This window comes from Streptococcus sp. 17.1, from assembly GCF_016648655.1.
GTDB classification, from domain to species: Bacteria; Bacillota; Bacilli; order Lactobacillales; family Streptococcaceae; genus Streptococcus; species Streptococcus salivarius_E.
This window is the reverse complement of record NZ_JACLQM010000003.1, coordinates 1-5,922: the sequence shown is the minus strand read 5'-3', so window position 1 is coordinate 5,922 and position 5,922 is coordinate 1. Positions and strand designations below refer to the sequence as shown.

At 38.1% G+C, this 5,922-nt stretch carries 2 protein-coding genes; both read left to right on the top strand.

Features of this window, described 5'->3' with window-relative positions; translation table 11 throughout:
- Positions 1-1,557: mucin-binding protein (locus H7T99_RS02730; RefSeq protein ID WP_201035944.1), on the top strand; the 1,557-nt coding region annotated here is incomplete at its 5' end.
- A gap of 571 nt (positions 1,558-2,128) precedes the next feature.
- Positions 2,129-5,922 (top strand): Spy0128 family protein (locus H7T99_RS02725; protein WP_195918066.1); only part of this gene is annotated, 3,794 nt, incomplete at its 3' end.

Sequence of the window (5,922 nt, the reverse complement as noted above, 5' to 3'; positions counted from 1 at the left end):
ACTAAGGTTCAAAATGATTTTGTCTTCACTGGGACAAAGGATATGGTTTCAGGTGTCAGCACTTGGGATGTGTCAAGCCATAGATATGGCAGTGTGCCAGTTCCAGTAGTTCCAGGTTACATTGCAAATGTAGGACACGCGGGCTCTCTTCAAGTAACACCAGAAGCTCCTAACGCTGAGGAATTAGTTACATTTAAGCCGTTAGGAAAGATTATTGCAGTTGATACTGATGGTAAAGAAATTCAAGGTGTACCAACAATTCAATATCAGAATGATCCCGAAAATCCAACTAAGGCGGGCAAAACATCATCTCCACTTATCTCAGGGTATGAAACTGATGTTCTCAATATAACCCCAAGTAAGCCAGAAGAAGATACCCCAGTTGTTTATCGTAAAGCTATTCAAGAAGCGACTATCACTTATATTGACCAAACGACTGGTACAAGTCTTGAGAGTGATCATGTTACAGGTAAGTCAGGTGAAATTATTGAATATACTACAGCCGACAAGATTGCATTTTATGAAAGTCGTGGTTATGAATTGTTAACGGATGAGTTCCCAAAACAAGCATACTACGATACTGATACGTCTGTTACCCAAGCATGGAGGGTTACTTTGAAACATAAAACTGTAATAGTAGGTTCTAGGAATCCTCATGATGGTGATGCAATCAACCCAGATGATCCACTAAGTCCAAAATATCCAAGCAAAAATCAGTGGCAGAAAGATGTCACAGCGACAGTTCATTATATTGTATCAGATGGAAATGTTAAGGCGCCAAGCGACAAGGTTCAAGATGCACAATGGACACGCACCGTTACATATGATATGGTGACTGGTCAGGAACTTTCGTCAACAGCATGGAAAGCTAATAAAGCAACCTATGATGCAGTTGTGACTGAAGTTTTAGATGGCTATTACGCTGATAAAGCAAGTGTGTCATCTAAGAAAGTTATTCAAGAAAACCTTGAGGAAACGGTAATATACAAACCGCTCGGAAGCTTACTACTCAAATCAGCAGATTTGAACTTTCCAGAAGTTGCATCTGTAAAATATCCTAATAATCTAACAGACCCAACCAAATCAGGTCTACCAGTTGTTCCAGATATCCCAGGTTACAAACCCTACCTTCAGGACCCTAAGTATCCAAGTAAGTTAGGAAAAGCTATCCAGCCAGGTAGCACCATTATTCCTGAAAATTCAGGAGAGGATATCTCTATATACTATATAGCGGTAAGTCCAGATAAACCAAAATCTTCTATAAAACAAATGAGTAAGCCAAGCAAAACTCAGAAACCAGAACATCCTTCTATTGAAAAGAAATCAGTAGTATCTTCGCAACCAGAAGAAGTAAAACAAGTAAATGAAGCTTCGAGAATCGTTGTTAAGACAGCTTCTCAGACTTCTACTACAAAAGTAGCTTCATATAAAAAACAAGTAGTTCTTCCCAAAACTGGTGAAGAAACAGAGCAAACTGTCGAAGTAGCAGGCTTTTCTGCTCTGATTGTGGCTCTTGGTCTGGGAATTCAAGGTTATCGTCGTAAAAAAGAAGATTAATCTAATTGAGACGGACAAATCTCTTATTAGTTTTAAATAAAGTAAACCAGCAGTTCAATTTGAGTTGCTGGTTTCTTTTTGGGGAGAATGTTTGAGTTTAATATGTTACTCTGAAGTAATTATATGAGAATCGTTTGAATAGTTGTTATGATTCGTCAATGCTGTAATAGTAGGATAAAGTGAAGTTAATGCTCTGAAATAGGGTACAAATATGTGCGATAATAATTGTATTATTAGAGAATGTTCGGTTTTTTAATGTCATAGAGAAGTTCTAAAAAAGTTTTGGAATGGCGTTTCAATTAGAAAATAAAAGGATTAAATAATTATTTTTATATTGAGTGAAGTGTTAATAAATGGTGTTATATAAGGTGTTTTGTTGTTTTATTATCGATATTTCTGATTGTTTGTAGTTGAATAATCAGATAATTGAAAAATAAAATTAAAAAATTTTGACAAAAATCTTGACCGCTAATTGTCAGAATGTTAGAATATAGTATACTCACTTTTATAATTGGATTAATTTTATAAGTGTGTACCTATAACTAACTAACTTATTAGAGGAGGTCTTTTAATGAAAGACATTTTCAATAGACGCCAGCGCTTTTCATTGCGTAAATACTCGTTTGGTGTCGCTTCAGTCTTACTAGGGACAGCGCTCTTTGCTGCTCGTATTGCTCAGGCTGATGAAGTAACATCCCCAGAACCTTCATCTTCAACACCAAGCTCTACGGTAGCAGGTGAGAGCTCTGCCAATTTAGTTGAAACGCCTACAGCATCAACAGCTCAAGCAGATCCTACTGCAGCTGTATCTTCAACTGATGCAACTGCGTCAACATTTAACTTGACACCAGAAGCTTCAACAACAGATAAGGCTGCCGCAGAGACAACTGACAAACAAGCTACAGAAACTGCAAAACCAACTGAAAAAGCTGCTACAGAAACAGCTAAACCAGCTACAGCTGCATCTACAAATGCAGCTGGCAACAACGTTGAAACTACAGCTTCGGCTACAGCAGCTTCAAACGCTTCAACAACAGCAGCTTCAAATGCTTCAGCTACAGCAGCTCCAGTAGCTGGAAATACAGAAACAGCTGAAACAGCAGCAGAAGCTACAACTGCCCAACCAAATGTTGCTACACGTGCTAACGTAGCAAGCGCTGGTGTAGACGTTACTTCAGTTGCAATAGCGAATAATGAACGTAGTAATGCTGCTACTTTGGTTACAGAAGGTGGCCGTCGTCGTAATCGTCGTTCGGCAACAGACCCTGTATCAACTAGTCATACAGTAGGTTCAGCAGCTGCAACACCAGTGATGAGTGATCCAAATGGTGCAAAACTTAAGAATCGTCCACTTGTAGTCCCTACACCAAAAGATCCTACTGACCATGTTACTGCAGGAATCAACTACCAATTGAATCCGAGTGCATCTCAGTATACATATATTGTTACTGATTTGATGGGATTCAATACAGAGTATAATACTAAGTTCTATTATCGTATGTCTAAACCATATGATAACTCAACTAATGTAACAATAGAATTGGTTGATGGTGCTACAAACACTGTTAAAGAAACAAAACAAATTAGTGGTGCAGGAACAGTGAATCTTGGTCAGGCTACTCTAGCACCTATTTCAGGCAATAAACAGGCTTATATTGAATTCCGATTTGAAAATGTTAAAGATGCTGATAAGACAGATCGTCCAGCTCTCCGTGCAACATGGAAATTCAACGGTTCTGCTAATGATTTCGATGGTCAACGTACTGCGATTCAAATTTATGATGTAGTTAACACAGCCAACGAAGGAACGACTATAACTGATCCTCAATATTACATCCCACGTCTAACTACTAAGACGACTTACTATAAAGTTGTTGATAAAAATTCATCAACTTATGATCCAAATCGCTTGGTTGGAAACTTTGTCTCAAATGGCAGTAGTTATGTGATGAATTCTTCTACGGCAGGTGACTACAAGCTGGTAAATGACGCTGGAACTCCACAAGTTGATGCACAAACATATCGTGCAACAGGCTCTGAAGAGAGTCTTGGTTCATTTACACTTACTGGTATGGAAGGGCAAGATTTCCATGCTTCAGCTCTTCGTGCTTTTGATGGGTATAAGCTATATCAAACAGCAGATTCACGCTCGCTTGTAGATGTTCTAAAAAAACCTTACGAAGTTGGCCAACGTTGGTTTGACGTTGCCAATGCTGAAGGTGGTGTAAAACGTATTAAAGAAGTTGTAGGCGAAGATGGTACTGTCCGTATTGAAATGTGGGCAATCAAATCTGACAGTCTAAATAAAATTTCTAAAGATTTAAACACTGATGGCTATGTTAAGGTTTATGAAACAGTAATTCGTCCTGGAAGTAACAATAAAATTGACCACCCAGAAGACTTCGGTAAGTATCCTGAAATCGATGATGCTGGATGGAATAAAGATAATAATAAGCCAGTTAGAGATGGTTTGAAACCAGAATTACGTGATAAGCTTGTTGTTGGAAAACCATTTGCTATTTTCTCGGATAAACAAAATACAAACTATCTTGGTGATTTGGAATATGGTAAACCTAACGTAGCTGATTTTATCTATAAACGTCCAAACGGGACATTTTATAAAATGTCCTGGGGAGGGGAAGCAGCTAATAATACTATAGAGTATACAATTACTGAGGTGAGTGCCTCAGAAGCTGCTGGCTATCAACCACGTTATTCAGCTGCGGGTGAATTTTATGCGAACCGTGGCGCTACTGGAGCTGCATATGCTATTAATGGCGTTCCAGTTTCTTCAGGTAACGTTTTCCGTTTGGAAAATAAATTGACGCCCAACTATGAAACGGTCTACTACTATGTTAAAGGTGAAGCTACTAAGGTAACTCCTGAATTTACTAAGGTTCTCGAAGATAAAAATGTAGAGAATAAGCGAACACTTAATGATAATGACTTCAGCTTTAAACTTGTTGAATTGAAAACTGATGATTCAGGTGAAGAACTTGAAGGTGGTCATACTGAAACCGTCACAAATAAATCTGGCAAGGTAACTTTTAGTGATATTAACTTTACTAAAGTTGGAACTTACAAATATAAAGTAACAGAAGTTGCTGGAGAAGATAAAAATGTTGACTACGATGCCATGGAAACTATCATGACTGTAGTTGTTACTGAAAAAAACCAAGCAGGTGATTTAAAAGCTACTGTTACTTACAGCTCTTCTAAAGGTGAAACATCTTCAACAACTGATACAGAGTTCAACAACGTTGTCGTAGCTCCAGTTAAAGTGAAATTTGACTTCACTAAGAAATTGGCTGGACGTGAACTTAAAGATGGCGAATTCAGGTTCATCCTTAAAGATGCAAACGGTCAAGAAGTTGAAACTGTAGCTAACAAAAAAGATGGAACTGTAACATTTACAGAAATTTCATTTGATAATACTAAAGTAGGTACTCACACTTATACTGTAGAAGAAGTTATCCCTGCAGCTAAAGAAGTAGGTATGACGTATGACACTATGAAGGCAACGATCACTGTTGAAGTTGCTAAGAATGGTCACACCTTGACTACTGTAACAAACGTAACATCAACTGGCGGTGTCAATGCTGATGGAACATCAACAGAAGGAACTGATGATAAAGAATTCAACAACAAAATCACTCCTCCTGAAACACCTGAATTCCAACCTGAAAAATTTGTTCTTAACAAAGAGAAATTTGACATTACAGGATCAAAACTTGTAGATGATGACGATGAGTTGACCGATGAGTACACTGCTACAAATGCAAATCCATACGCAGATGGAACTTCAAATAACGAAGCAGAAAATATCAATACGAAGTCAGTTGAACGTGGTGAAAAGATCTACTACCAAGTATGGTTGGATACTAAGAACTTCACTGACAGAAACAACATCCAATCTGTTGGTATCTCTGATACTTATGATGCAGATAAATTAACTGTCAACGCTGCTGATATTAAAGCTTATGACAGTGAAAGTGGTGCTGACGTAACTGATAAGTTTGACATCAAGGTTGAAAATGGCGTCATTACAGCAACATCTAAAGCTTCTATGAACAAATCTTTAGGTGATGCTGATAACACTCAAGTTGTCGACACAACTAAATTTGCATTTGGTCGCTACTACAAATTCGATATTCCAGCAACAGTTAAAGCTGACGTTGCAGGTGGCGTAGACATCGAAAACAAAGCGAACCAAATCGTTCACGTTTACAACCCAGTAAGTAAATCTGTAGAAACTCCAGAAAAACCAACTCAAAAACGTGTGAACAGTGTACCTATCTCAGTAGACTTCAACTTCACTAAACGCTTGGAAGGTCGTGAATTGAAAGCTAACGAATTCAGCTTCGA